21 protein-coding genes, 2 pseudogenes and 1 other annotated feature are annotated in these 25,878 nt (G+C 41.6%); of the genes and pseudogenes, 4 read left to right on the top strand and 19 right to left on the bottom strand.

Going from position 1 to position 25,878, the window contains the following annotated elements; translation table 11 throughout:
- Nucleotides 1–131: 131 nt before the first annotated feature.
- The 10 genes and pseudogenes from hxlB to IOC57_RS19975 form a co-directional block, all read right to left on the bottom strand.
- Nucleotides 132–683 (bottom strand): 6-phospho-3-hexuloisomerase, encoded by a 552-nt coding sequence (gene hxlB / locus IOC57_RS20020; RefSeq protein WP_286185067.1) that lies wholly within the window; start codon nucleotides 681–683, stop codon nucleotides 132–134.
- Entirely contained in the window at nucleotides 680–1,312 is a 633-nt protein-coding gene (hxlA, locus tag IOC57_RS20015) for a 3-hexulose-6-phosphate synthase (RefSeq protein WP_207440342.1), read from the bottom strand. Before hxlA ends, hxlB begins: the two co-directional genes overlap by 4 nt.
- Nucleotides 1,309–2,592, bottom strand: coding sequence for an MFS transporter (locus IOC57_RS20010; RefSeq protein WP_207440341.1), 1,284 nt, complete (start codon nucleotides 2,590–2,592; stop codon nucleotides 1,309–1,311). Before IOC57_RS20010 ends, hxlA begins: the two co-directional genes overlap by 4 nt.
- The gene (locus IOC57_RS20005) at nucleotides 2,574–3,545 is read right to left on the bottom strand and encodes a sugar kinase (RefSeq protein ID WP_207440340.1); all 972 of its coding nucleotides are present in this window, start codon (nucleotides 3,543–3,545) and stop codon (nucleotides 2,574–2,576) included. Before IOC57_RS20005 ends, IOC57_RS20010 begins: the two co-directional genes overlap by 19 nt.
- A complete protein-coding gene (locus IOC57_RS20000; protein ID WP_207440339.1) occupies nucleotides 3,532–4,302 on the bottom strand; it encodes a sugar phosphate isomerase/epimerase family protein in 771 nt (256 codons plus the stop codon). Before IOC57_RS20000 ends, IOC57_RS20005 begins: the two co-directional genes overlap by 14 nt.
- Nucleotides 4,303–4,392: 90 nt before the next feature.
- Nucleotides 4,393–5,427, bottom strand: a complete 1,035-nt coding sequence (locus IOC57_RS19995; RefSeq protein ID WP_207440338.1) for a LacI family DNA-binding transcriptional regulator — start codon at nucleotides 5,425–5,427, stop codon at nucleotides 4,393–4,395.
- 460 nt (nucleotides 5,428–5,887) lie between these two features.
- Nucleotides 5,888–7,567, bottom strand: a complete 1,680-nt coding sequence (gene argS, locus IOC57_RS19990; protein ID WP_396020868.1) for an arginine--tRNA ligase — start codon at nucleotides 7,565–7,567, stop codon at nucleotides 5,888–5,890.
- Nucleotides 7,568–7,601: 34 nt separating this feature from the next.
- Nucleotides 7,602–7,820: a binding site (T-box leader), on the bottom strand.
- 67 nt (nucleotides 7,821–7,887) lie between these two features.
- The gene (locus IOC57_RS19985; protein WP_207440336.1) at nucleotides 7,888–8,433 is read right to left on the bottom strand and encodes a response regulator; all 546 of its coding nucleotides are present in this window, start codon (nucleotides 8,431–8,433) and stop codon (nucleotides 7,888–7,890) included.
- Between the two features lie 92 nt (nucleotides 8,434–8,525).
- The gene (gene desA, locus IOC57_RS19980) at nucleotides 8,526–9,557 is read right to left on the bottom strand and encodes a Delta(5) desaturase DesA (RefSeq protein ID WP_207440335.1); all 1,032 of its coding nucleotides are present in this window, start codon (nucleotides 9,555–9,557) and stop codon (nucleotides 8,526–8,528) included.
- A gap of 261 nt (nucleotides 9,558–9,818) precedes the next feature.
- Nucleotides 9,819–10,364 (bottom strand): annotated as a pseudogene (locus tag IOC57_RS19975) (DinB family protein).
- A 284-nt stretch (nucleotides 10,365–10,648) separates the two neighbouring features.
- On the opposite strand from IOC57_RS19975, the gene IOC57_RS19970 reads away from it, so the two are divergent.
- Entirely contained in the window at nucleotides 10,649–12,058 is a 1,410-nt protein-coding gene (locus IOC57_RS19970) for a LysM peptidoglycan-binding domain-containing protein (RefSeq protein ID WP_309487739.1), read from the top strand.
- Between the two features lie 31 nt (nucleotides 12,059–12,089).
- Here IOC57_RS19970 and IOC57_RS19965 read toward each other — a convergent pair whose 3' ends face one another.
- From IOC57_RS19965 to xylA, 6 genes and pseudogenes are all read right to left on the bottom strand, one after another.
- Nucleotides 12,090–12,986, bottom strand: a complete 897-nt coding sequence (locus IOC57_RS19965) for a DMT family transporter (protein ID WP_207440334.1) — start codon at nucleotides 12,984–12,986, stop codon at nucleotides 12,090–12,092.
- A gap of 281 nt (nucleotides 12,987–13,267) precedes the next feature.
- On the bottom strand, nucleotides 13,268–13,471 hold the full coding sequence (locus IOC57_RS19960) for a zinc ribbon domain-containing protein (protein WP_207440333.1): 204 nt from the start codon (nucleotides 13,469–13,471) through the stop codon (nucleotides 13,268–13,270).
- Nucleotides 13,472–13,801: 330 nt separating this feature from the next.
- Nucleotides 13,802–14,344 carry a hypothetical protein gene (locus IOC57_RS19955; RefSeq protein WP_286185066.1) on the bottom strand — a complete coding sequence of 181 codons (543 nt, stop codon included), beginning with the start codon at nucleotides 14,342–14,344 and terminating at the stop codon, nucleotides 13,802–13,804.
- A 403-nt stretch (nucleotides 14,345–14,747) separates the two neighbouring features.
- A pseudogene (locus IOC57_RS19950) lies at nucleotides 14,748–15,164 on the bottom strand (transposase); the annotation flags it as partial.
- Between the two features lie 271 nt (nucleotides 15,165–15,435).
- On the bottom strand, nucleotides 15,436–16,935 hold the full coding sequence (gene xylB, locus IOC57_RS19945) for a xylulokinase (protein WP_207440332.1): 1,500 nt from the start codon (nucleotides 16,933–16,935) through the stop codon (nucleotides 15,436–15,438).
- Nucleotides 16,936–16,959: 24 nt separating this feature from the next.
- The gene (gene xylA, locus IOC57_RS19940) at nucleotides 16,960–18,285 is read right to left on the bottom strand and encodes a xylose isomerase (protein WP_207440331.1); all 1,326 of its coding nucleotides are present in this window, start codon (nucleotides 18,283–18,285) and stop codon (nucleotides 16,960–16,962) included.
- A 242-nt stretch (nucleotides 18,286–18,527) separates the two neighbouring features.
- Between xylA and IOC57_RS19935 the strand changes: the two genes are divergently transcribed.
- The gene (locus IOC57_RS19935; RefSeq protein ID WP_207440330.1) at nucleotides 18,528–19,136 is read left to right on the top strand and encodes a YesL family protein; all 609 of its coding nucleotides are present in this window, start codon (nucleotides 18,528–18,530) and stop codon (nucleotides 19,134–19,136) included.
- 67 nt (nucleotides 19,137–19,203) lie between these two features.
- On the opposite strand, the gene IOC57_RS19930 is transcribed toward IOC57_RS19935, so the two are convergent.
- The 3 genes from IOC57_RS19930 to IOC57_RS19920 form a co-directional block, all read right to left on the bottom strand.
- Complete coding sequence (locus tag IOC57_RS19930) at nucleotides 19,204–20,025, bottom strand: carbohydrate ABC transporter permease (protein ID WP_207440329.1); 822 nt, start codon at nucleotides 20,023–20,025, stop codon at nucleotides 19,204–19,206.
- Nucleotides 20,026–20,038: 13 nt separating this feature from the next.
- Nucleotides 20,039–20,917 (bottom strand): carbohydrate ABC transporter permease, encoded by an 879-nt coding sequence (locus IOC57_RS19925; RefSeq protein WP_207440328.1) that lies wholly within the window; start codon nucleotides 20,915–20,917, stop codon nucleotides 20,039–20,041.
- Between the two features lie 108 nt (nucleotides 20,918–21,025).
- Entirely contained in the window at nucleotides 21,026–22,324 is a 1,299-nt protein-coding gene (locus IOC57_RS19920; protein ID WP_207440327.1) for an extracellular solute-binding protein, read from the bottom strand.
- 159 nt (nucleotides 22,325–22,483) lie between these two features.
- Here IOC57_RS19920 and IOC57_RS19915 point away from each other — a divergent pair, with 159 nt between their 5' ends.
- Both IOC57_RS19915 and IOC57_RS19910 read left to right on the top strand, forming a co-directional pair.
- Nucleotides 22,484–23,683 carry an ROK family transcriptional regulator gene (locus tag IOC57_RS19915; protein ID WP_207440326.1) on the top strand — a complete coding sequence of 400 codons (1,200 nt, stop codon included), beginning with the start codon at nucleotides 22,484–22,486 and terminating at the stop codon, nucleotides 23,681–23,683.
- Between the two features lie 242 nt (nucleotides 23,684–23,925).
- Complete coding sequence (locus IOC57_RS19910; RefSeq protein WP_207440325.1) at nucleotides 23,926–25,539, top strand: glycoside hydrolase family 43 protein; 1,614 nt, start codon at nucleotides 23,926–23,928, stop codon at nucleotides 25,537–25,539.
- The last annotated feature ends 339 nt before the right edge of the window (nucleotides 25,540–25,878 follow it).

The raw sequence follows: 25,878 nt of genomic DNA, 5'->3' as shown, positions 1-25,878 counted from the left end.
CTGTTCAGCCTGGCTTATTAATTTATTATCCCCGTGACATGTCACGGTAAATGCCTTTATTCCCGTTTGGGAATAAAGGCATTTTTCGTTTCAAAAAAGGCGGGTCCCCCGCTGAAGGAGCCCGCCATATTTCACTCTACATTACTATGTTTGGAATAAGTAAGCTCGTGGCTTATGGACTCGGTTAATGAATAGTCCAAGCATACTGCATCACATAAAACATGTACACATTGATCAAACAATGAACTTAACGGCTGAACGCTTTTCGTTTCATGGTCCAAGCGATTTTTCGTTGCAGCCGGAACCACCAAGACCTCATGAGAAACATTGGCTAAATCCGATTGGTCATTCGTCGTGATCGAAAATACCTTGCATTCCACTTCCCTGCCTTTTGCCGCAACCGATATCACACTTTTGGTCGAGCCACTCCCGCTAATGGCTATAATCAGATCGCCTTTCGCAATAGATGGAGTAATCGTTTCCCCGACTGCATAGACGTTTAGGCCAAGATGCATCAATCTCATCGCAAAGGCTTTGGCCATGAAGCCCGATCTGCCTTCACCCACGATGAAGATCCTGGTGTCCGGCCGTAGATTTTTCAGGAGCGCATCCGTTGCCCCTCCGTCCATTTTGTGAAATACACCGTGCATTTCTTCTAAAATAACCGCCAATTCCTTTTTCAAACTTCCTTCACACCTTTCTCCCCATTCACCGTTTCCTTAAATAGACGGGCAGCTTCTGCTGGATACTTTGCTTTTGTAATCGCCGAGCCAATGATGATAACATCAAGCCCCTTCCTGATCATTACAGGCAAGGATGAAAGAGTGATCCCTCCTGCTGCCGCTCTTAAGGACCCCGCATGATTTCTCATATCGATCATGGCATGACCCGAATTCTCCTGGCTGTCCTTGCTTACATGCTCACAGAATATCGCCTGATTGTAAGTCCGTAATTGCTCAAGCCGGGAATCCGATACATTCAACAAATCAATCATGATCTGCCTCTTGTATTCACACGCTTTTTCCAAACATTTTCCGATGGTTACATCCGATGCAGCCCCCATTACCGTAGCTACATCAGCACCGCTTTGAAAACAAAGATCCATTTCATAAGCCGCATTGTCCATCGTCTTCATGTCGGCAACAATTTTTTTATCCGGAAAGTGGTTTTTCATTTCTTTGATGCTATTCACTCCGAACTCTTTAATCAGGGAAGTCCCTACCTCAATCCAATCAATCGAGGCTTCCACGTTTCTTGCCATTTCAATGGCTTCCTCCATATTCATACGATCCAATGCCAGCTGAATCTTCAAGACGAAACCACCTCCAGTTGCTTGACTGACGTAACCGCGGGCTTTTTAACCATCAATGTGAGTAACGCTGAAATCAATAAAGATCCCGCCATGAAAATATAGGATGCTCCAGGCCCGCCGGTCAGTCCGTTTAAATATCCAACGAAATAGGCACCTACAAATGAGCCAAGCGCCCCCATGCTATTGATCAGGGCCATTGCCCCGCCAGCCACATTCCTCGGAAGGATTTCAGGAATGATGGCAAAGAACGGTCCATACGGTGCATACATCGCACCGCCTGCAATGACCAACAGGGCATATGAAAGCCAGAAATTCGATGTGCCGAGCATGAAGGACCCGAAGAATGCGATTGCTCCCACAAGCAGCGATGTCCAAACGAACGTTTTCCGATTTAATGTTTTATCCGAATAATAAGATAGTGCCAGCATCGAAATGACCGCTAACAAATAAGGTCCGGATGAAAGCCAGCCCGTCGCCACTATATCCATGTTCGACGCCTGTTTAATAATGGATGGCAGCCACATGACGAACCCATAAACCCCGATGCTCCACATGAAGTATTGGATACTGAGCACGATGACCTGCTTCGACTTAAAAGCTTCCCTATAATTTTTCACAGGTTTTAATGCAGCCTGTTCTTTCTGGAGGGTCGCTTCCATATCTTGCTTTTCCTGATCTGTAAGCCACTTGGCATCTTTGGGACGGTCATTGACGAGCTTATACCAGATGAACGCCCAAAGCACAGCCGGGAGTCCTTCAATGATGAACAGCCATCTCCAGTCGAATGCCTTCAATAGGTAGCCGGAAAGGATCGACATCCACAATACAGTAACGGGATTCCCCAGAATCAAAAAGGTGTTGGCCCGGGAACGTTCTTCTTTTAGGAACCAGTGGCTAAGGAAAACGAGCATCGCAGGCATAACAGCGCTTTCAACAACACCAAGCAGGAAGCGAATCGGATAGAGCCATGCCACACTTGTCGCCATCCCCGTTAATGTGGCCAGACCTCCCCAGAGAATCAAACTCCAAAAAATCAGGATCTTGGCACTTTTCTTTTCTGCGTAATGTGCACCTGGAACTTGAAAGAAAAAATAACCAAGGAAAAACAGCGCGGCCAGAAAGGAAGATACCCCGGCTGTGATATTAAGGTCTTCCCCCATTCCTCCCGCTACGCCAAACCCATAATTGGCACGGTCGAGATAGGCAAGGCTGTAAGTGATGAAAACTAGGGGGATCAATCTCATCCACCTTTTTCGCGAAGCTACTTGTAATTGAGACATGATTGAAGCACTCCTTTTTTCATAAAGTGTTCTAGCTCTTCCATATTAGGAAGGCCTTCGTGATCTCCGGAAGACATCACGGCCTTGGCCCCTATCGCATTTCCGCGTAAAACTGCTTCTTCATGCGTTGCCCCTTCCAGTAAAGCGCTTATTACCCCGACAGCAAACCCGTCTCCTGCCCCTACGGTATCCACGACTTCCGTTACGATAAAACCCGGTACCTCCTTCCTTTCATTTTGGGTCGCAAAGTACGCTCCTTCTTCCCCAAGTTTAATCACCACAAGCTTAACACCGAGTTCGAGGTAGTAACTGGCGATATCCTCCTTGTTGCTGTATCCTGTAAGGATTTCACCTTCCTGCATTCCGGGAAGCAGCCAATCCGCCTTTTCCGCAAACATATTGACAATATTGATCATCTCCCTTTCATCCGGCCAGAGTGAGGGACGAAGATTCGGATCGAATGAAACGGTTACACCCTTTTGTTTCATATGATTCAGTACTTCCCACGACAGCTTTCTGAAACTGCCGGAAATGGCCGGGGGTATCCCGGTTAAATGCAGATGCTGAGTAGAAGGGAGCTTCTCCAGGGGAAAATCCTCCAGGGACATCTTACTGGCGCTTGAATTCTTCCTAAAGTATTCAACGACCGGATCTCCTTGTTCGACTTTCGATTTTAACTGGAATCCAGTTGGATAAAGTGGATCCACCAAAACATTGGAGACATCCACCCCCTCATTTGTGAGCGTTTTCATAATCATGTGCCCGAACGAATCATCCCCCACTTTGCTCATCCATGCAGTTTTGATCCCTAACCTTGACAGGCCGATCGCTACATTCGTTTCCGCCCCCGCCACATAACGTTTATAACTAAAGCAGTCTTCAAGATTCCCGGGCTCATCCGCTATGAACATCGCCATGGCCTCTCCCATCGTCAATACCTTAAGCTCGCTCATGGCTAACACCCCGCTCCATTTTCATGTGTGAAATATAGGTTTCTACATTTTTCAGGGTTACCGGGAATTCTATCGCTCTTGGGCATGTACCGCTGAAACGTTCCAATAACTCTATTACTTCAGGCTGAAGCGGTAAAGATATCGGCTCTGTCACCCATTCTTCCTTCTCCCGCTTCACTTGCTTCAAATGTATATAGTCCACATATCCCGCTAAATCTTTCGCAGCCTTCATCGGAACTTCTCCTGTATACAGCCAGTTGCCCGTATCAAATGTCAATCTAATCGGGATATCCAACTTTTCGGAGCGACTCAGGAAATGAGCGATCCGATTTACATTTCCGCCACCAAGCGTTTGATCGTTCTCGATGGTGATCTTTAATTCACGGTTTTGCACATTTTCCAGCAAGACCTCATTCATTCGAAACATATCCGTTTCAATGAAATCGTAGTTTCCTAGAGGCATCTTCAGCAATTCCGCTCCCAATTCCCCCGCTTCCCTTGCCAAGCGTTTAAAACCTATTTCATTCATTTGATAGTTTGGGCCGATCAGGAAATCTGGAGCGGAATAATAAATGTCCAAGGTAAGTTCCCTGCATAAGGCACCCAATTCTTCCAACATATCATCCGGGCCCAATAGCTCCCTTCGAATTTCGATTCCATCAGCTCCGGCAGCCGCTGCCGCTTTTATGATTTCAAGATGCCCGAGCGTTTGAAGCAATTCCAGTGGTATTGAATTCATGCATACAAAGACTTTCATCGTTTATCCTTCCTCCTTATGGATATGTTTCACCGAAAATGGTACCGGTACCATTTCATTTATGAATAAAGTCTTCCATGCTTAGAAGACTTATTCCTTTATAAAAGGCGTCGTTTGCCTTACATTCAATTTCGCTTGATACGCCATTGTCTGTGCTGGGGAAACTTGTCCGTCAATGCGTCGCAGGATCATTTCCATAGCAGCCACCCCGATTTGGTATGTGGGCTGTTCAATCGTTGTAATGCCCGAATAAACAATGGTGCTCCAATCCGGATTATCAAATCCCATCATGGCTAAATCTTCCGGGACCGACAGTTCCTTTTGTTGTAAAAGTAAAATTAATTTTAATAGCACGACGCTATTTGCTGTCAATATAGCTCTTGATGCGCCTTTTGAGTCATCTAAAAAATGCTGGAGCTTGGAATCGACATCTTTTAAATCGTCGACATTGACCTCATAAACATCACCTGAACTCGGATGACTGTGGCTCATCAGCGTTTGCTGAAAGGATAACCGACGTTCATACCTGGTACTGACCTTGCTTGCAGGTTCGCTGAAAAACGCAATTCTCTCATAATTTTGGCCAACTAAATAATTGACCGCTTGTGAAGTAGCCTGGAAATTATCCAATCCTACTGTATCGATTTCAAGATCTGGCACTTTCCGATCCAAAAGGATGATCGGGGTCTTTTGCTCTTGCATCTGTTTTAGCATGTCGTGATTTCCGCCAGTCGTATGAATGATAAGCCCGTCGATGCGATGGGATAAAAGCATATCGAAATAGCCTCTTTCCTTCTCGGGGTTATTATCCGAATTGCAAATCATCAGATTATATCCATTCTGGCTGCATATATCTTCAGCCCCCCGAAGGATGGCCGTCGTATATGGATTGTTGATATCCGCCACGATGATTCCAATCAAATAACTCTTATTGCTTTTGAGCCCTCTTGCCATCGTATTTGGGCGGTACTCCATTTTGTTGATCGCCAGCTCGATCTTCTTACGGGTTTTGTCAGAGAGTTCATCATATCTCCCCCCTAAATACCGGGAAACGGAGGTTTTTGAAACACCTGCTTCTCTAGCAACATCGTAAATTGTAACTTTTGCGTTTTCTTGTTTAACCATTTCATTCATCCATTCGCGAATTTTGGAACCGGTTCCATTTTTATAAATATTAACACATTGCCAATGAATGTCAATCCATTTTATTCATATTATTTCCACATCTTTTAATAGCAGGGCCCGCCTGCTTTTGAAACAAGAGCTTCCTCGTCCGGTTCCTGAATAAACCCTTTTGGTTGAAACATTGGAAACACATTTACCATGAAGCATATGGAGAATAAAGTACTATCACTGCCCCAGGGTTGCCTTAGATACACTATGAATGCGACTAACGATGGACTTTTATGCACATAAAGACATGAAGGCTGGCAAGGAAATCACGATCATTTCGACTGTGAATTTGATGGATAGATACCCCTTATGGTTCGATGTCATCGAGTAGGCATTTTTGCTTCCATTTTATTTTAAGGAATCCATTTTGATAGATCAAAATGGATTCCTGTATTTGCAAGGATATTTAAACTTACATTTTATTCGGCGCCGAAATTCCCAATAAACTTAGCGCATCCTTTAAAACAATCGCTACGGAAAAAGCGAATGAGAGCTTCATTTGTTTCCATTCATCTTCAACTAATATTTTCGTATGTGCATAATACTTATTGAATGCACGCGATAACTGCAAGCTGAATTTCGCGATTTGTGATGGATCGGCTTGTTCAAATGATTTTTGGACAATGATCGGGTATTGCTCCAGCAGCTGGATGACTGACCACGCATATTCTCCTAAGGCGGCATACTGGATGGCTAGCTCTTTAAATTCCCCTTTTTCAAGCAATGAGGAAATTCGCGCAAATGTATATTGTACATATGGACCCGTTTCTCCCTCAAAATTCATCATTTGCTCTAATGAAAAATCGATATCGTTCATGCGGTTATTTTTTAAATCATTAAAGATTACCGCTCCGACACCAACCTGTCTTGCAACTAGCTCTTTCTGTTCAAGCGCTTGGTTTTTCTCTTCGATATTGCGCTTCGCAGTTTCGATCGCCTCTGCCAATACATCCGCAAGCAGCACAACTTTTCCTTTACGTGTCGACATTTTCTTACCGTCTTTTAACATCATGCCAAATGCTACATGCTGGAGATCTTTTGACCAATCATACCCCATTTTTCCAATGACGTTAAAGAGTTGCTTAAAGTGCAGGGATTGTTCGTTTCCGACAACATAAAATGTTTTCTTCGCCTCATACTGTTTTTTACGATACATGGCAGCAGCTAAATCACGCGTGGCATAAAGTGTCGCACCATCCGTTTTCGTAATCAGACAAGGAGGCATATCTTCCAATTGAACGACATAGGCACCTTCGGATAAGGTAAGTAAGCCTTTTTCTTTTAGTTCCCCGACCACAGTATCCATTTTGTCATTGTAAAACGCTTCGCCGGCATAGGAATCAAAACGGATGCCCAATACATCATAAATCGCCCCAAATTCCTTTAGAGACGCATCCCTGAACCATTTCCACAATGCCAGTGCTTCCTCGTCCCCATCTTCTAGCGACTTGAAGCTTGCGCGTGCTTGTTCATTCAACGATTCATTCGTTTCAGCTCTTTCATGGAACTTCACATAGATTTTCAATAATTCCTCAATCGGCGAAGCTTCGATTGCCTCTTTGTCTCCCCACAGCTTATACGCGACAATCAACTTACCGAATTGCGTGCCCCAATCTCCTAAATGATTGATACGCACGGCATTGTAACCATTTTTTTCGGCAATATTAGCCAGCGCATTCCCTATGACCGTTGAACGTAAGTGCCCCATGGAAAAAGGCTTGGCAATATTCGGGGAGGAATAATCAATCACGACATTTTCCTGTACAGGCTTCATCGAACCATACTGATCCTTTTCCCTTAATATCGTTTGCAGCACGTTTTCCGTCACCATTTGTTGATTGACGAAGATATTCAGATATCCACCCACTACGTTCACTTCTTGGATCAACTTACTGTTTAATTGTTGGGCTATTTCAGACGCAATCACCTGAGGCGATTTTTTGAATTTTTTCGCAAGAGTAAAGCAAGGAAAGGCGACATCACCTAACTCCATCAATTTTGGCTTTTCCATTAATTTTTCTATTTCACTTGCTGGCATTTCATTGTTCAAAGCAGTTGAAATCAATTCTGCAATTGGTTTATTCATCGTCATTTTCCCTCCTAAACAAAAAAGCCCCCGTCTCTAAATAAGAGACGAGAGCATGAATTCCCGTGGTACCACTCTAGTTGCCACAAATTGTGACCACTTTCCATTATTAACGAGGTGACTCCCCGATGTTCCCTACTAAACGTTTCAAGAAATTTCTCCAAAGTGCGCTTCATTCATCTGTCCTGCATTAGGCTTCCACCATCCCTAACTCGCTTTCCATTTCAAAATGAACTACTCTCTTCATCACGGAATTTTCAATATTATAATTTAATCCATCGTACACAATTTAAAAAAACGTGTCAACAGGATTTAAGAAACAATTCCTACCCAGTGGGCAACTTCATCTTATCCTTGATTGTCGAAAAATATTTCCTTACTGTCCCTATTGTATCGCTTTGCTGATCAGATGGTTCAATTTTGGATTGACCATCGGCTAAAAGCCCTAACACTCCCATTTCCCGGACATTATTACCGGAAGGCTCATCTATAAGTTCTGGGGAGTATATTCGCTTGCCATCCATTATGCTGCGAATCGAGCAGGCTAACTCTTCACCTGGGCTATCCTTCAATAAATAACCACTTACATTAGCTTTTAACGCGAGTTGAAAATAACCAGTCCTTCGAAATGTCGTTAAAATGACCACTTTGCATTCAAATGACATTAAAGATTCCGCAGCCTCAAGTCCGCTCATTACAGGCATCTCCATATCCATGATACAAACATCAGGCTGCAATTGCTGTACAAGCGCCATCGCTTCTTCTCCATTACTGGCTTGCCCGACGATTTCTATATCTTCTTCAAGATTGAGTAGAGAACTTATTGCCTCTAAAAGCATTTGCTGATTCTCTGCAATGACAATTCGAATCATTTTAAGTTCTCTCCTTTATCGAGTTCCTTATATGAAGCAAAGACTCCCCCAAATCCAAGGATCATTAAGGGAGTCTAAAAGATACATGAACGTTACAGTTCAGATTTCACTTGAGCGGAAACGCTTTTTTTCGTTATATATTTTATGTCTTTAAACCCAACAAAATTCTTGGATTCCTCATCCCATAAACGGAAACGGAGTGAGCGCAAGCTTGTCGCAAGAGTAATCGTTGGAACGTTCTTTAAAGGCTGCGTATTATTATGAGCCATTTCCAATTTATAGTTAGGTACCCTTGGACTTAAATGGTGAACATGATGGTAACCGATATTACCAGTAAGGAACTGCATCAGTTTCGGAAGCTTATAAAAAGAACTGCCTTCCACTGCTGCTAATACATATTCCCACTCTTCATTTTCTTCGAAATAGGAGTCCTCAAATGTGTGCTGGACGTAAAACAACCAAATGCCCACTGACCCGGAAATCAAGAAAATGGAACCTTGTACCAGAAGGAACGACTGCCAGCCAACTGCCAGGCAAAGCAATGCCGCTAAAACGACGATCAATACATTCGTCAGATACGTATTCATTTTTTCCTTCTTTCTAGCACCCTTGCGGTTAAATCTATTTTTAAAAAGGAATACATAAATTGGACCCAAGCCAAACATAACCAATGGATTACGATAAAAACGATAGGCAAAACGAAGTTTAAGCGGTGCAGCCAAATATTCATCCACCGTAAGGGTCCAAATATCACCTGTACCCCGCTTATCCAAATTACCGCTTGTCGCGTGATGCACAGAATGCTCATGCCCCCATTGATCAAACGGGAATAAAGTCAAAACACCCATGATCGTCCCGACTACTCTATTCGCACGGCGGCTTTTGAAAAATGAATGATGCGTACAATCATGGAAAATAATGAATATTCTTGTCAAGAAGCCAGCAGCAAGCACGGCTGGAATTAAAGTTAACCAATAAGAAACGGAAAGACTTATATAGGCTAGGTACCATAAAATGATGAATGGACCCAAGGTATTGACGATCTGCCATATACTTTGCTTTGTCGTTGATTGTTCAAAAGGAGCAATTTGTTTTCTCAAGTTCTTCGTATTTTGCAAGGTCATTATTCAATTGCACTTCCTTTATTTGTCGTTATCCTTAGTATAAAGAAATCAACCTGATATTATTAGTACCAGGTGTCATGACTAGAAGATGACAAATGTCATGTACAATTCATTTTCAACGGAAAACGTAAAAAGGCCAACCAGTAAAAATGGGTCAACCTGTCCAGATGTATAGGGTTTCGTTCTCTTCATAAATAACAGGCAGCCTTATTCTAAGAACAGGACTGTCTTTTTTTTGAGAAAGTAAGACAGTTTTAAAAATTAATAAAGATCATCATCCGTCGTGGAATCATCACCCATTTGACGTAACATGGCTGTGATATTGCCACGGTGATATGTTCCATGATTCACGACATGGGATACCGATTCGGCTGCACTTATTTTCATTTGGACGCCAGATGGATTCTCAATTATAAGAGGCTTATCCATATTTTCATTTTTGCAAAGCAACAAATTCGTATCGCTCGGACAACTCAAAAAACATAGCCTCCATTTCCGCTCATTCCTTTGACCCTGTTTGTTCTTTCAGTTGTTCAACCAACATCAATTCATGGTTCATGCTTTTACCGGACAAGACCTTCCCACACCCTAGATCGGAAAGATACACATGGGCCATCACACTCGATATCCATGAAAACACATTTTGTTTGAACTTCTTGATGGAAAACATCCTTTGGAAGCTCTTTTAAGCGGTTGAAAGTCTGTTTATTTACCCAATACGTTAAAATCATAAAACTTTAATGCAATGTGACATCTAAAGCCTCCCCTTCTCCATATATGGACTGGAACCAACGAATTAATTGTCATTCTACGGAATAATTCGACCTGCCTTAGTCTGGGTGTTGCTGCAACAGCAGAATAGCCACCCTTTTAGATCCCTGTTTTCTTCTATATCGGGCCTTTCCACAATGTACCTCTGTCTTATAGCTATTCTCCATAGTAAACTAGTAAAGTTATATTTTACAAAGGGGAATAAAATAATTGTGAAAAAATTCTTTGGATGTTTTATTATATTAAGCCTTCTTTGTATGTGTCTCTTTCCAGCCAATGGTCATACATCAAGTAAAACCCCCTACATAGGTTCTGTTAAAGTGGACAATACAAAAGTTTTTAGTTCTCCTAAATTAAGTTCCACTTTAATACAGACCTTAAAAAAGGGTGAGGAGTTTCCCGTCATCTCTTCTGTCGTTGGGGATTCCGCGAGGCCCATTATTCATAAAGTAAAGTCTGGAAACACATTATGGAAAGTAGCAAATCAATATGGAGTTTCAGTAGATGCCTTACAAAAAGAAAATAAATTGACTTCTTCCGAAATTACTGTTGGACAAAGCCTGAAGATTCCCCAGAAATATAAGATACATAAGGTTGTATCTGGCGATACATTGTGGAATATTTCTTCTAAATATAAGGTAACCACAAGTGATTTGACGAAATTAAATAACTTGCGCACGGTTTCCCTTCAAGTTGGCCAAAAATTGAAGATTCCGGATTATTACTACCAAGTTCAATTGCTAAACGGAAAAAAGGGATGGATAAAGAAATCTCAACTTCAAAAAAAGGCGCAAAAACCTATCGTCATGGGCTGGACGCATAATGGATCGAAAGAAAACTACACCCAACAAATTAAACAGCCCAATTTAAATGTAGTTTCTCCTCGTTCCTATACACTGGCGGATACCGGTAACTATGTTTCCGTTTCTGTAGATGCAAAATTCGTCCAAAACGCTCATAAACAAGGAAAACAAGTTTGGCAACTTATCGGTAATCAATTTGACCCTGTTTTAACTGGTTCTGTACTAGGCAGTACAAAAAAACGCCAGAAATTAGTTTCAGCTTTACGTGATTCACTTGTTAAAACTAAAAGTGATGGGATAAATGTAGATTTTGAAAACATCGATCCAAAAAATAAGAAGGACTTTGTACTTTTTGTAGGCGAACTAAAAAAGGCACTAAAACCACATGAAATTAAAGTATCTGTGGATGTCACCCGAGAAAATGACGACCCTTTTTGGTCAAAAAGTCTAGATAGGAAAGCACTTGGCAAAATAGCAGATTATATAATCATAATGGGTTATGATGAACATTGGGGAGGGAGCCCAGTAGCCGGTTCCGTTTCTTCGTTACCTTGGATCAAAGAAGGAACGAAGCTTTTAATGAAAGAAGTACCTGCTCATAAGATCATATTGGCTGTACCATTTTATACGAGAGAATGGGTAACCGATTTATCTAGCAATAAAGTGAAAAGTCATGACCGTACCATGGCTGATGTCAACAAAATAATTTCATCTCATGGGCTTAAAAAGGTATGGGATAAAAAGACCTCACAAAATTACGTGGAGTATACTTCCAAAGGGAAAAAGCATCAAATATGGATAGAAGATAAAAAGTCGATGAAGCTCCGGATTGACCTGGTGAAACATAATCATCTAGGCGGTGTATCTGCTTGGTACATTGGATCAGAAACCCCAGACATTTGGGATGTCTATCATTTTAATCAATAGGTTAATAGAAAAAACAAACAGGGAAAAGGCCTCACATTGTGTGCGGCCTTTTCTGCATGACATCATTTTCAGTCGGTCTTGTCGTCTTAAGTGAATAGACCACCCCAATGAATATCAATGAAATACCCAAGATTTGAATTCTGTCCGGTTGAAATCCTGATAGCAGAATATCCAAAAGGATGGCAACTGCCGGATCTACAAAAATCATGAAAGATACTACATGTGTTGGCAAATGGCGAATGCTATTAAAGAATAGAAGATACACGACACCTGTATGAACGATGCCAGTAAGTACCGTATAAAACCATTCGGAAGCTTTTAGCATTGTGTAGACTGAAAAATCGACAAAAGGAATCAATAATAAAAAGCCAATGAACATTTGCAGAAAAGTGGTCGCATAAACACTGGTCTTTGTAATGCTCTTTCCTAAAAGCATGGTTGCCGCATAGAAAAATGCCGCAATGATTCCATACATGATGCCTTCCCATTCAGGAGTTGATGATTGGAATCCATCTGTTCCCATAATGAATAATGTGCCAATGAAGCAAAGTGAAATGGCCAGTATGGAGAATAAAGTCATTTTCTCCCTAAAGATGAAGCTCCCTATAATGAGTACAATGATCGGGGCTAAATGGTAGAGCGAAATGGCAATGGTCACGGATATCAGTTCGAAAGATTTAAAGAGGAATATCCAGTTTAACAAGTTGGTCACCGCACAGAAAATGATGAGCCTTACCTCTCTGCCATTCCATATTTCGTTCTTGAAATGTCCGGTAATCATCCATGCCGCACATAAGAATACGGCAGCACAAACGCAGCGAACAAAAACCAGTTCCAATGCAGGAAGACCTGATAGTTCTGAAAAGAAACCGACAGAACCAAAGATTGTCATGGCTAGAGAAAGTTGAAAAAGTGCTATTTTATTCATTTAATTTCCCCTCATGGAATTATCATTTTTTACATTCATACTACCATTTCCCGGGCATGCCGTCACGAGTGTGATATTCGTCCACATTTGATCTGAAATCATTGATTCACACCTGCTTTCCCGGAAGAATGGATGGGTCATGAAGTCTTCTAAAGACCTTTCATCCGTCGCAAAGGAATTTTCATAAGTCGTTCAAGACCCATTCATCGGGTAATGGGCTGACATTATGAAAAAACAAGAATCCCCTCTTCATGCAAAAGGAGATTCTTTTCGTGCAGTGATCATCCAAAGAATAGATCCAGTAGATTACTGCCTGCAGATGATTGCTTATTATAAAACTCCGAATAACCGCACTGCTTGCAATAAACAACCGTAAATTGATTATTCTGGACGTCGAACATTTTTGACAATCCCGTTCCGGTCATAGCCACATCCTTCTTAGCAGCATCGTTGCTTCCACATTTCATGCAACCCTTTTCGTTCATAACCCCTACACCTCCCGATCTATAAAACGCCCCAGCACCGTATATCATTAAATATGAACTTATAAAAAAAACGGAAATTAATTCCCTTTTAAAATAGCAAAACATGATACACACTTATTGCAAACTAATAGAATAAAACCATATGCTGAACATCCTATATAGGAACCAGGGTATCATCAATTTCACTAGTAAATTATGCATATATCCCAACAAATATGATTGGTTAAATGATATAGTGATGGATGGAATTTTTTATAAACATTATATCTTATCGCATTCTTATTGACTAAACGGTCAAACCCCTTAATCGAGGACCCTCGTGAAAAAAAATTAAAGGACCTTTGCATCATCCAATCGTATTTCCGCAACCCTTCCACCTTGAACACACCAAAATTCTAAAGTAATATTCCGTTTATGGTCAACGTAGCCGATAATATCCGCTCCCTGTTCATAACTTTTATAATAATGATCTCCATACTTAGAAAGAACGTCCTCTTTCTTACTTCCTAATTTAATACCTTCACTTGTTTCTAGGGAGTTATCAAATAGATCGTCGTCCGTACTTGAAATGATTAGCCGCATAATTTTCCCCTTATCCTCTTCTGTATGGATAGAGGCCGTTTTCAACCCGCCTTTCCAATAATAATAATCATATGCATTATTATTATCTTGATCGATGGGTTCTCCATATTCCCTAATAAATTCTGGACTCGATATGTTATCCAAAACTTTAAATCCCCCGATGGATTCATCAGACAAATCTGTTGATTTTGTCAATTTTTCAGAGAATGCCGAGTACACATAGAAACCTAATGCTGTTCCAATAATCATAAGTACTATTTTTAATTTTCGCTTAAAATGCATTTTTCCCATCTTTAAATCTACTCCATCCATATCGGAAATAAAGATATTGGCGATAGCGTTTTCCTTATTGACCTTTGGGAAGTACAACTAGAAAACAGGACTGGACTGAACTGATTCACATTATCAGCCCTCCGCCTATCCCGATCACTATTCACCGTACAATGAGATATGATCAAGCTTTAGAAAGAAAGAGAATCCTATAAGTCCAATTAACAGAACCTGTTTTTATTCATTTTACACCGCTATTCCCTAACTGATATATCCTTATATTATCTTATACGGATAAAATTGGATGAGGTTTCATCTTGCACCAGATTCCATGAAAAGTATTATAGATAAAAAACCCCCTTTTGAAATCCCCTTTGAATGTTCGCCTGAAGTTAAGAGATTGGGGCACTAAGGGCCCACTATGTTAAGTCAGTTTTGGACCTTGCCATGTCCAATTGGCCATCTTCTTTACATTCATGGCAGCGAAAGTAAGCCTCGCCTGCATCGACCATTTTTTAAGTCCCCTTAAAGTAGTCCAACGCATACCATGCTTTTCTTTTACATCTGCGAATACAGGCTCAATCGTTTCTTTACGTTTCGCATAGACAGGTTTTACATCTTGATGATGACCCAGATAACCTGCTTCTTCCACATATGTTTGCCAGATATGCCGTGTCACCACTTTTTGATAAACTTTGCTTTCTGTACACCGTGATAAAGATGAGCAGGCTGCACAGATGTGTTTGGGCGATTTGTACTCGCGATAGCCCTCTTTATTGGTTGTTGAATGCGTTAATAGCTCACCCGTTGGGCAAATGAAACCATCAACTTGTTCCTCGTATACCTATCATGTTTGCAAAGTTGATTGGAGCGGGTGTTCGAGACTCCTGCGGGGAAAGTGCGTCTATGGGAGACCCCGTGGAAAGCGAGTGCCTGGAGTTGAAATCAACGTCCAAATCGTACAAGCCATAAAAAAAATGCAGACAAACTCGATTTTCATCGAGTTTGTCTGCATTCTGATACCACGATCGTTCGTGGTCTTTTTACACGTTCCATTTAAAGGGGACAATAATTGGATATTTCTATTATATTTCAATGATGCATATGAACCATCAATTGCGATATTCCAATAGTTTTTCATTCAAATTCTTTGTTTGTGCATAGATATCTTTGTAAATCAGGAATAAGGCTTCATACTTTTCCGCATTCTCTTTAATGGGCATATACTGTTTCTCTTCTTTTATGAATTGAGTTGCACATTCCTTTAAAGAGTCGAACCAGCCGCAGCCATAAGCCGCTAACATGGCCGCCCCCATCCCTGGGCCTTCTTCACTTGATTGCCTGACAATTTTCGCATTAAATATATCCGCTTGCATTTGAAGCCACGCTTCGTTTTTGGCACCTCCGCCAATCGAAATGATTGTATCGATATTTTTTCCGCTTCTGCGGAAGATATCAATGGATTCATTCAAGGAGAAAGTGATGCCTTCGAGCACGGCCCGTACAAAGTCTTTACGCTGATGGGAGCCATCCATTCCAATGAAGCTTCCGCGTATTGCCGCGTCTGCATGCGGAGTCCTTTCGCCCACTAAGTACGGAGTGAATAAAAGTCCATTCGATCCGACGGGTACAGAACCTACATCTGCCAATAACGTTTCAAATGATTCACCTTTCGCAAAAACTTCTTTAAACCAAGTGAGGCTATAGCCTGCGGCCAAGGTTACCCCCATCGTGTAGAAGGCATCAGGTGCACCATGATTAAAGTAATGGACTTTTCCTTGAAAATCTTTGTCGTCCCTTGCTTCATAGGACAATATCACTCCTGAAGTGCCGATGCTGCAGAGTGTTTTTCCGTCTTCTAAAATGCCAGCGCCAATGGCACCGCAAGCATTGTCTGCACCTCCGGCAAATACACGGGTGGAAACGGTTAGACCTGTGCGCTCTGCCACTTCGTCCGTTATCCTGCCCACTTCCGCATGTGATTCGACCAATGTCGGGCATAGCCCGATATCAAGACCAAGCATCTCACAGATTTCTTTACTCCATTCCTTCTCGCTGACATTCAATAATAATGTGCCGGCTGCATCGGAGTATTCCATATGTAATTCCCCAGTCAGTTTATATCTCAGGTAATCCTTTGGAAGGACGAACTTCGCTGTATTTTTAAATACTTCAGGCTCATGCTCTTTCACCCATAGGATTTTGGGTAAAGTGAATCCTTCCAATGCAGGGTTTTTCGTTATTTCCAACAGTCGTTCTTCCCCGACCGTGTCATAAATGGCCTGACACTGATCGGTCGTCCGCGTATCATTCCAAAGGATGGCTTCACGCAATACACGGTTTTCTTCATCCAGCAGGACAAGTCCATGCATTTGCCCGGAAAAACTGATTCCTTTAATATCTTCCGGGTTTCCATCAAAGCTTTTCAGTAGCTCGGCCAGTCCTGCAACTGTCTGTTCCACCCACGTGTCAGGGTCTTGTTCACTGTATCCTGTTTTCACATGGATCAATGAATAGGATTTAGCTACTTCCTGGATGACCTCGCCATATTGATTCACGAGTAAAATTTTTACCGCACTTGTCCCCAGATCGATACCGATTACGTATTTCATGGCAGCACCTCATTCTATTAAGCTTTATTCCCCTGCGTAAGCTCTTAACAAATATTGGTTGATCGTCGCTTTTACTTTCTCCAAGCGTCCTGATTGATTTTTGATTTCTTTCAATTCAAGCGCATATTCTTCCAGTTTACGAAGGTCTGTATTCCCTTCGACGATTTCCAACCCGATTCCTTCTGTATAGCTGCTATAGCGGTTTTCAATCACATCATCAAGGATTCTATCGTCGATCAACTTTTGGGCGACCTTCAGGCCCGCTGCAAAACTGTCCATTCCTGCAATATGTGCATGAAATAGGTCTTCCCATTCAAATGACCCCCGGCGGACTTTAGCATCAAAGTTCAAGCCACCACGGCCTAAACCGCCATTTTTAATAATTTCATACATTGCTAGGGTTGTAGCGTACAAGTCGGTTGGGAACTCATCCGTATCCCAGCCCAATAATGGATCTCCTTGATTGGCATCAACGGAACCAAGCATACCATTTATCCGTGCATAGCGAAGCTCGTGTTCGAATGTATGGCCGGCAAGAGTGGCATGGTTTGCTTCAATATTAAATTTGAAATGATCTTGGAGACCATAATTCTGCAGGAATGCATGACCTGTCGCTACATCGAAATCGTATTGATGTGTTGTCGGCTCTTTCGGTTTTGGTTCAATCAAGAATTGTGCATCGAATCCGATTTCTTTCGCATAATCGACAGCCATATGGAAGAAACGCCCGAGGTTGTCCATTTCAAGTTTCATATCCGTGTTAAGCAGCGTTTCATATCCTTCACGTCCGCCCCAGAATACATAATTTTCCGCACCTAGTTCCTTACCGATTTCCAACCCTTTCTTCACCTTTGCAGCAGAATAGGCGAAAACATCCGCATTATTTGAAGATGCTGCCCCATGAGTGAAACGGGGGTTCGAGAAGTTATTCGCCGTATTCCATAGCAATTTCGTTTGACTATCTTTCATATAGTCTTTGATCATTGCGATGATTTCATCTAAGTTGTTATAGGTTTCTCTCAAATTACTTCCTTCAGGAGCAATATCGGCGTCATGGAAACAGAAGAATGGTACACCTAGTTTTTCGAAGAATTCGAAGGCCGCTTCTACACGCGCTTTTGCCCTATCCATTCCACTGAATTTGTCCCATGGACGGATCATCGTGCCTGCACCAAATGGATCTGACCCATCGGCAGTGAATGTATGCCAATATGCCACCGCATAACGCAGATATTCCTTCATTGTCTTCCCGCCGATGACCTCCTCTGGATTGTAAAATTTAAATGCATATGGATTTGAAGAAGTGGCACCTTCATATTTTATATTACTGATGTTGTTAAAATAGGACATTGTTGTTACCCCCTTATTATTTCGTGAAATGATATCCAGTAAATGTAACTGCTTACATATCCATTATAGCAACAGTTAGTTAGTTTGTACATTAGATAAACTAAGTTTATGAAAATGCCCCCATTTTACTAGTTAATCATGTAAAATGAAGAATGTAGTCTTATTAATGGGATGAATTAAGCAGCTCCCTCTCAAAGTTCATCCATCATGCCCTACTCATTTCAAGGAGGAACGACACATTTATGGACAATGCCAGCCGGGTCATTTATAACATACTTGAATGGATCACTAAATTCGCTTATCTGCATATTTTGTGGATATTTTTCACTATTGCAGGCGGAGTCCTTTTCGGATTCTTTCCATCCACAACAGCCATGTTCGCGATCATCCGGGATTGGATAAGAGGAAACACTGATATTCCCCTCTTTAAAACCTACAGGGAATTTTTCAAACGGGATTTCTTGAAAGGGAATGGACTGGGAATATTCATCACAGCCATTGCCGGCATCATCGGCATCGACCTCTACTATATCCAGAATCAGATAAACGATGTTTTGACATGGACTTACATCCCGTTATTCGCCTTCATCTTACTATTCACTTTATTCATACTCTATCTATTTCCTGCTTTTGTTCATTATGACTTACCCATGTTCAAGGTCATGAAGAATGCTTTTTTGATCATGTTGATCAATCCGCTAAACAGCTTTTTAATCCTGCTTTGCCTGGGCTTGCTTTTCATGATGATGAGAACACTTCCGGCACTGGCCTTCATTTTCGGCGGAAGCGCTTCTGCCTTTATAACAATGTGGCTTTGTTTACATGCTTTCAATAAAATCCAAGAAAAATAAAATAAAATAAATAAATCACCCACCGTTCATCGATTTGCTTCGGTGTGGTGATTTATTTTATCGCTCTTTATCCTTTCACGGCACTCGAAGAAATCCCTTCGACGACTTTATTGCTAAAGAAGACGAATGCAAGCAATATCGGTAGGATACTAATGATTAATGTAGCCCCAATTGCCCCCCAGTCCGTCATATATTGCCCGATGAAGTTTTGGATGCCCACTGTCAGCGTTTTATATTTATCTGAACTTATAAACGTATTGACGAACACGAATTCATTCCAATTATAAATCATATTGATAATGACGGTTGTCGACATGACCGGTAACGTCATCGGAAGAATGACCTGGAAGAACATCCTGTGGACCGAACATCCATCAATGATGGCTGCCTCTTCTATTTCAACCGGCAAGGTATAGTAGAACCCAAGCAGGATCATCATGGTGATGGGTAAGTTATAAGCTGTATACGTTATCACTATCGAAAATGGATTATCAATCAGATTAATATTTAGGAACATGCTGAATAAGGGGATTATTGCGGAATGGATCGGGATCATCAGTCCTACCATGAACAATCCCAACACAAGCTTGCTTAATTTCCACCTCATCCGTGAAATGGCGAAAGTCGCCATGCTCGCTAATAAAACAGTAAGAATGATCGCTATGCCTGTAATCCAAATACTATTCCAGAAGTAAATGCCTATACCGCTTTCCCAGACCTTTGCATAATTTTCCCATCTTAATTCGACTGGCCATGCAAACGGAGAACCTGCAAAGATTTCACGGTTATCCTTTAAGGAAAACAGGAATAGCCAAATGACCGGGAAGATTTGAATAACGGCTACCAGCGATAATAAGAGATAGAGAAAAAAGTAACCCACGCGCCCCATTATGAAACCTCCCTTAGTATTGGATTTCTTCTTTTGTAGCTGTCGCTTTACGGACGAAGACCGTCACGATCAGGGTGATGATCAATAATAAAAAGCCAATTGCACTGCCATAGCCGAAATTATTGCTCGAGAAGGCCAGCTTATACATATAGGATGCCATGACCTCACTAGATCCGTTCGGTCCGCCGCCAGTCATTACGTAAATCAGGTCAAAGTACTTCAAGGATCCGACTACAGCCAATACGATGGTCACCTTAACCACACCCATTATTAATGGCAATTTGATTTTGCAAGCGATTTGAAAACTGGTTGCCCCATCTATTTTTGCCGCTTCCACCAATGACTCAGGAATGTTTTTCAAAGCTGCATAATAAATCAAAATATAAAAACCGGCATATTGCCATAAGATCGGGATGAATATCGCATAGAGCACAATGGTCGGATCCGCCAGCCATGCCGGGGGATTTTCGATCCCTATTGCCATAAGCAGACTATTCAACATTCCGTTCGTCGGGTTAAACACTTTAATCCAAAGCTGCGCTATCGCAACTGAAGACAAAAGCATCGGAATCAAATATATTTTCCTCAAAAGATCGGATCCTTTTATTTTTGAAGCTAACACAAGTGATATCGATAAATAGATCCCTAAACTGAGAGTGGAGAATATCGCCAGCAAAAAGGAATGCCAGGCACTATACCAAAATTTATCGTCTTTCAATGCTTCAATGTAATTTTCCAGCCCAATGAATTCCATGGGGCCGATTCCATCCCACTTCATCAATCCATAATATCCCGTTAAAAATAATGGAATGAATATGAGTACAGCGATTAATAAGAGCGCAGGAAGGACATACAAGGCTATAATCCACTTATTGGACATTACTTTATTCATAACCATTCAACCCCATCATAAAAAGTTGAAAAGGACTATCCATCATCAAGGATATGCCCTTCTCATTTGTTGACTAAGATTACTTAAAGTGAAATCGGGTTCTATCAATCATTCTTTCGAAAGGGCCTCTTCATGTTCTTTTGCGAAGTTTTTCGGTGTTACTTCCTTACCGAACAAAGCCTGGATCATATCCAAGTGGACTTGCGCTACATCTGAATTCATTTGAACGTCGGCAAATAAAGTGATATTCGTTGCTGCATTCAATTCATTCAACACATCCACATACATTGGCGGAAGATCCAAAGACTCAGCATCAACTTTCGTTGCGGGAATCACGCCTGCTTTAGTCACGGATTTTTCTCCCCATTCTTTTACGAAGAATGATGTAAATGCCTTCGCTTCTTCTTTAACTGCCGAATCCTCTGCAACGAATAACCCAACACCAGGTCCGCCAACGAAACTGTTCATGTCCCCTTTCCCGTCGACTGTAGGAAATTTGAAATAGCCTACAGAATCCCTGAACTCTTGGGGAACCCCTTCATTTGTCGTGTAATTGGGCAAGTCCCAAGTAGCGATCAAATACATCGCTGCCTGTTCGTTCATGAACATGCTTTTAGCTTCCTCATCGGATAAACCATTAAAGCCTTTCACGAAAGCATCCATATCTACAAGTTCCTGGACTTTTTCCGCTGCCGAAACCAATGCAGGATCTTCAAAAGAGCCAGATCGATTGATTGCATTTGTCAATACGTCTGAACCGCCCATGCGATCAGCCAAATACATATACCACAATGAACCTGTCCAACGGTCTTTATTGCCAAGTGCGATGGGTGCTACTCCCTTGGCGGATAGCGTTTTCACTACCTGTTCGAATTCTTCATACGTTTTGGGGGCATCTAGGCCATATTTTTTAAATATCGCTTTGTTATAGAATACATTCGCAACATTCAATTCCAAAGGGAGACCATAGGTTTTGCCGTCGATTTCGTAAGCTTCTGCAGTTCCTGATACGAAACGATCTTTAAGATCCCCTTCCAATAAATCATTCAGCGGGGCAAACTTCTTGCCCTTGACATAAGGCTCCAAGAACCCCGCTGCCCAGGTCATCCCCACATCCGGTAATTCATCAGAAGTGGATAGTACTTTTAATTTATCTTTATATTGCTCATTACTTAGTACTTCCAGGTCGATTTTCACATCAGGATTTTCCTTTTCAAAATCCCCGATGATCTCTTTTACAATCTGATTATGCGTTTTAGAACTTCCTTCCGGCCATAAATGCATGAATTTAACCACTTTTTTGCCATCGGAACTCGCTTTTTCAGTACCTGATCCTGAACAACCTGAGATTAATAAAATAGATGATATAACGGCAAATAATAATGTAAACGCTTTCTTTTTACCCATTCCTAACCCTCCCCTAGATATCAAAATATTGATTATTCTGTTTTTTTACTCATTAATAGATTATCAAACCGCACATCGTTTGTCTAGTCAACAAACAAAGTTTATAATCGTTTTATAAAATGCTACAATGTAATAAAGTCTTAATAAACGAAGGTGAAAATGAGATTGAATAAAACGTGGAATCAACATGTAGTCAAGGAAGGAAATAAATCATTAGTTCTGCAAACCATCAAGGATCGTTCGCCCATTTCACGGGCTGAAATTGCTGCCCACACCGGTTTGAACAAGGGGACTGTTTCTTCTCTCGTAAGTGAATTGCTGGAAGAACAGTTCATCTATGAATCGGGTCCAGGCGAATCAAGCGGTGGCAGGAGGCCAGTCATGCTGCTCTTTAACCAGGCAGCTGGATATTCCATTGGTATCGATTTAGGCGTCAATTATTTATTGGGGGTGCTAACAGACCTCGAGGGGAATATCTGTCACGAAAAAACTTTGAAATTCAATGAGCCATCATTCGAAGAACTTGAGGTCAAATTGTACGAAACAATCGATCACCTCATCTCTTCTGCACCGCAAAGTCCATACGGTATCATAGGAATTGGAATCGGGGTTCCAGGAACGGTCAGCACAAACGGAACAATCTTGCTCGCACCTAATCTCGGTTGGAAAAACATCGATTTACAATCATTGATGCAAACGAAATACAGTCTTCCTGTCATCGTTGAAAACGAAGCGAATGCTGGTGCTTATGGGGAGAAAAAATTTGGTGCAGGCAAGGATTTCAACAATATTGTCTATGTAAGTGTTGGAATCGGGATAGGCGTCGGCCTCATTCTTAATGATCATCTCTACAGAGGAAATAATGGGCTTTCTGGTGAATTGGGCCATATGACGATCGATATTCACGGTGCGGAGTGCAGATGCGGAAATGTAGGATGCTGGGAACTGTATGCATCGGAACAATCCTTAATGAAACAAGCCATGCGTTTAGGAATAGCCCCACCTGCAGACGAGGAGCTTTCCTTGGAAAGTTTATTGTCTCTTGCGGAAGATGGAGATTTAAAAACCATTCACTTATTTGAATATATCGGTGACTATTTAGGCGTCGGCATCAATAACATCATTAATATCTTCAACCCCCAACAGGTCATCATAGGCAATCGGATGGCTTCTGCGAAACAATGGCTGACTGATCCATTAAACGAACGAATGGTCAATCAAACACAATGGTTTCACCAAGAAGATTTACGAATTAATTTTTCAGAGTTATCAACCCATTCAACAGCTTTGGGGGTAGCCGCATTTTCCGTCGAAAACTTTTTCAAGGATGATATTCCAAATATAGAAGCGATACTCTAAAGATCACAAACCCTTAAATTTGAATAGGAAACTGTCCTCAGGAATAGTTGTGAATTTTGCCCATTTTAAAAATGCCCATGGATCATATTCCACGGATATCACAGCCTCCTTCTAGGGATGGATTCCTATTAAAAAAGGACCATGCATAAAAGAAAGCGCATACATTTTTTTAAAAAAATTACCGCTCCATGCTATTCATTGCATTTATTCATAAAAAATTCAATATAAGAGGTGGATGACCCATGACAACGATTCAAAACCCCATTTTAACTGGATTCAATCCCGACCCAAGCATTTGCCGCGCTGGGGAAGATTATTATATTGCTGTTTCAACTTTTGAATGGTTTCCCGGTGTAGGGATTTACCATTCAAAGGATTTAAAGAATTGGCGATTGGCATCAAGGCCTCTGAATCGGCTGAGTCAATTGAATATGATCGGTAACCCGGATTCCGGGGGAATATGGGCACCCGCTTTATCTTATAGTGACGGGAAATTCTGGCTCATCTATACCGATGTGAAGGTTACAGAAGGTCAATGGAAGGATTGTCACAATTACCTGGTTACTTGCGATACCATCGATGGGGAGTGGTCAGATCCCATTCACATGAACAGCTCAGGCTTTGATCCATCTCTATTCCATGATGATGATGGCAGGAAGTATTTCGTTAACATGTTTTGGGATCATCGCTTCGGCAATCATAATTTTTATGGAATCGTGCTCCAGGAATATAGTGTTGACCAAAAGAAACTTATCGGAAAAGCTGAAATCATCTTCAAGGGAACGGATATCAAACTGACGGAAGCTCCGCATTTATATAAAATGAATGGCCATTATTACCTGTTAACAGCAGAAGGCGGGACAAAATATGATCATCAAGCCACTATCGCCCGTTCAGTAGATTTACGGGGACCCTATGAAGTGCATCCTGAGAATCCGTTGATCACTTCCATGCCATATCCCAGAAACCCGCTGCAAAAATCCGGACATGCATCCATCATTCAAACACATACAAATGAATGGTTTCTAGTTCATTTAACAGGCCGCCCATTACCGAAGGACAACCAACCCCTATTGGATCCAAGAGGATTCTGCCCATTAGGAAGAGAAACGGCCATCCAACGCTTGGAATGGAAAAACGACTGGCCTTATGTGGTTGGAGGCAACCAGCCATCTAAAGAAATTGAAGGCCCGGACATCAAGGAAGTGAAGTGGAAAAAGGGATATGAGGAAAAGGATGATTTCAATTTCAAGACATTGAATCCACATTTCCAAACCTTACGTATCCCACTTGGTGGGGATATCGTTTCACTAAATGATAATCCAGGACATTTACGTATATACGGTAAAGAATCGCTAACATCAAAATTCACACAAGCCTTTGTCGCAAGACGCTGGCAGCACTTTACCTTCACTGCAGAAACCAAAGTAGCTTTCAGGCCAGATACCTTCCAACAATCAGCAGGGTTAGTAAACTACTATAATACGCAAAATTGGACATCACTTCAGATTTCCTGGCACGAGGAAAAGGGAAGAATCCTTGAGCTCGTGACCTGTGATAACTTTTCTTTCGATCTGCCGCTTAAGGATAAGGAAATTATCATTCCGCACGATGTCGACTATGTTTACCTACGGGTGGATGTGAAAACGGCGATTTACGAATACTCCTATTCATTCGATGGCGAAAGCTGGACACTGATTCCGATCACATTCCAATCATACAAACTCTCAGATGATTATATTCAAGGAGGAGGATTCTTTACTGGGGCCTTTGTGGGCATGCAGTGCCAGGATACATCCGGTCAAGGTCAGTACGCAGACTTCGACTACTTTATCTATAAAGAAAAGCATGAATGACAAAGGTTTTAAGGGGAAGATCCTGCCAAGGATCCCGACACGCCTGGTAAAACGTGAAGGCCCTGATTTTTCCGATTAAATGAACGACTGCCTCTTCGCAGAGTATAAACTGAGTTATACCAACGGTTCTGGGGATAGGGAATAACCACTTTTTCCCTCCCTTATCTCAAGATAATAAATAAGTTATATGTGGAGAATACAGGTAATTCCTTCGCCATTACTGTTGAGCTGCTTCGAGCAATACATGCAAATCTTCAATTTATATTTCACTCTCGGCAAAATTCATGGCATCAATAGGAAAAAACCGAAATCAGCCACTGATTTCGGTTTTTGTAAGGA

It is taken from the genome of Bacillus sp. SD075 (assembly GCF_017355165.1).
In the GTDB taxonomy this organism is placed as follows: domain Bacteria; phylum Bacillota; class Bacilli; order Bacillales; family DSM-1321; genus Peribacillus.
This window is presented reverse-complemented; position numbering and strand designations above follow the sequence as displayed.